Source organism: Neisseria sp. P0021.S005 (assembly GCF_051956955.1).
This window is the reverse complement of sequence record NZ_JBQCWY010000465.1, coordinates 1-2,407: the sequence shown is the minus strand read 5'-3', so window position 1 is coordinate 2,407 and position 2,407 is coordinate 1. Positions and strand designations below refer to the sequence as shown.

Below are 2,407 nucleotides of genomic sequence, written 5' to 3'. Positions count from 1 at the left end.
TTCGGAATACTGAGCAGAAGGATAACCGTTTAAACACAACAAATTTAAGGGCTTACGATGAGCGTAACTGTTGAAACTTTAGAAAATCTGGAACGCAAAGTAGTATTGTCTCTGCCTTGGTCCAAAATCAACGCAGAAACTGAGAAAAAACTGAAACAAACCCAACGCCGTGCAAAAGTTGACGGCTTCCGTCCGGGTAAAGCACCGTTCAAAATGATTGCCCAAATGTACGGCGCAAGCGCACAAAACGACGTTATCAACGAATTGGTACAACGCGAATTCTACGAAGTTGCCGTTGCTCAAGAATTGAAAGTTGCCGGTTACCCACGCTTTGAAGGCGTTGAAGAACAAGACGATCAAGAGTCTTTCAAAGTTGCCGCTATTTTTGAAGTCTTCCCCGAAGTAACCATCGGTGACCTTTCTGCCCAAGAAGTAGAAAAAGTTATTGCGACTGTTGGCGATGCCGAAGTTGACCAAACTGTAGAAATCCTGCGCAAACAACGCACCCGTTTCAACCATGTTGACCGTGAGGCCCAAAACGGCGACCGCGTCATCATCGACTTCGAAGGCAAAATCGACGGCGAACCTTTCGCCGGCGGCGCGTCTAAAAACTACGCTTTTGTATTGGGCGCAGGTCAAATGCTGCCTGAATTCGAAGCCGGTGTTGTCGGCATGAAAGCCGATGAAAGCAAAGACGTTACCGTAAACTTCCCTGAAGACTACCGCGGTAAAGATGTTGCCGGTAAATCTGCCGTATTCACCATCACTCTGAACAACGTTTCTGAAGCTACTTTGCCTGAAGTTAACGCTGACTTTGCTAAAGCTCTGGGCATTGAAGACGGCGACGTTGCCAAAATGCGTGAAGAAGTGAAGAAAAACGTCGGCCGCGAAGTTGAGCGCCGCATCGGTGAACAAACTAAAGAATCTGTAATGAACGCCCTGCTCAAAGCAGCCGATTTGCAAGTTCCTGTTGCTTTGGTCAACGAAGAAGCCGCTCGCTTGGCAAACGAAATGAAACAAAACTTCGTTAACCAAGGTATGGCTGACGCTGCCAACTTGGATCTGCCTTTGGATATGTTCAAAGAACAAGCAGAACGCCGCGTTTCTTTGGGTCTGATTTTGGCTAAATTGGTTGAAGAAAACAAACTTGAGCCAACTGAAGACCAAATCAAAGCCGTTGTTGCCAACTTCGCTGAAAGCTACGAAGATCCTCAAGAAGTTATCGACTGGTACTACGCAGAGCCTTCCCGCCTGCAAGGTCCGACTTCTTTGGCAGTAGAAAGCAACGTTGTTGATTTCGTTCTGAGCAAAGCTAAAGTAACTGAAAAAGCGCTGTCTTTTGACGAAGTAATGGGCGCACAAGCTTAATTGCTCCAAGGCCGTCTGAAACAGACAATCAAAAGCACCGAAGCGCTTTAAATGCTTTGGTGCTTTTCCATCATTAACAGGAGACAAAAATGTCCTTCGATTTCAATAATTACCTTGTCCCTACCGTTATCGAACAAAGCGGTCGCGGCGAGCGCGCATTCGACATCTACTCACGCCTTTTGAAAGAGCGCATCGTTTTCTTGATCGGCCCGGTGACAGACGAATCTGCCAATCTGGTTGTTGCGCAATTACTGTTCTTGGAAAGTGAAAACCCTGATAAAGATATCTTCTTCTATATCAACTCTCCGGGCGGTTCGGTTACTGCCGGTATGTCGATTTACGACACTATGAACTTCATCAAGCCTCATGTTTCTACCTTATGCTTGGGTCAAGCGGCAAGTATGGGCGCATTCCTGTTGTCCGCAGGCGAAAAAGGCAAACGCTTTGCCCTGCCAAACAGCCGCATCATGATTCACCAACCGCTCATCAGCGGCGGCTTGGCTGGTCAGGCTTCCGATATTGAAATTCACGCTAAAGAGCTGCTGAAAATCAAAGAGAAACTGAACCGCTTACTCGCCAAACATTGTGATCGCGATTTGGCCGACTTGGAACGCGATACCGACCGCGACAATTATATGTCTGCCGATGAAGCTAAAGAATATGGTTTGATTGACCAAGTTTTGGAAAACCGCGCCTCTCTGCAAGCCTAATCTTTATAGTTTTTAAATCAAAAGGCCGTCTGAAAAATATATATTCAGACGGCCTTTCTTCAATCTTACTTCGTGTTGTCTTTGTTATTCACTTGAACCGGATACAGCAAAATCAAAGGATTGGCTTTCACTTGACTCCAGAAACTCTTCAGCAGATTACGCATACTGCCCAAACGCGTGCCTCGAGAGCGGAGCGCAACGGCCAAAGCTAAAGAAAAGCTGACCACCAGATTCACCATGCCGATTGCCAATACACTTGCCAAGCCAAGCATAAAAGTGAATATATCTGCATGACCGCTAATCGCGGCATAACCCAAATTTGCCGAAGA

At 46.5% G+C, this 2,407-nt stretch carries 2 protein-coding genes and 1 pseudogene; 2 read left to right on the top strand and 1 reads right to left on the bottom strand.

The window, feature by feature from the left end; all coding sequences use genetic code 11:
• Positions 1 to 57 precede the first annotated feature (57 nt).
• Both tig and clpP read left to right on the top strand, forming a co-directional pair.
• Positions 58 to 1,368, top strand: a complete 1,311-nt coding sequence (gene tig, locus ACTHUE_RS15650) for a trigger factor (protein ID WP_440361167.1) — start codon at positions 58 to 60, stop codon at positions 1,366 to 1,368.
• A gap of 89 nt (positions 1,369 to 1,457) precedes the next feature.
• A complete protein-coding gene (gene clpP / locus ACTHUE_RS15645; protein WP_003683589.1) occupies positions 1,458 to 2,078 on the top strand; it encodes an ATP-dependent Clp endopeptidase proteolytic subunit ClpP in 621 nt (206 codons plus the stop codon).
• A 65-nt stretch (positions 2,079 to 2,143) separates the two neighbouring features.
• Here clpP and ACTHUE_RS15640 read toward each other — a convergent pair.
• A pseudogene (locus ACTHUE_RS15640) lies at positions 2,144 to 2,407 on the bottom strand (recombinase); the annotation flags it as partial.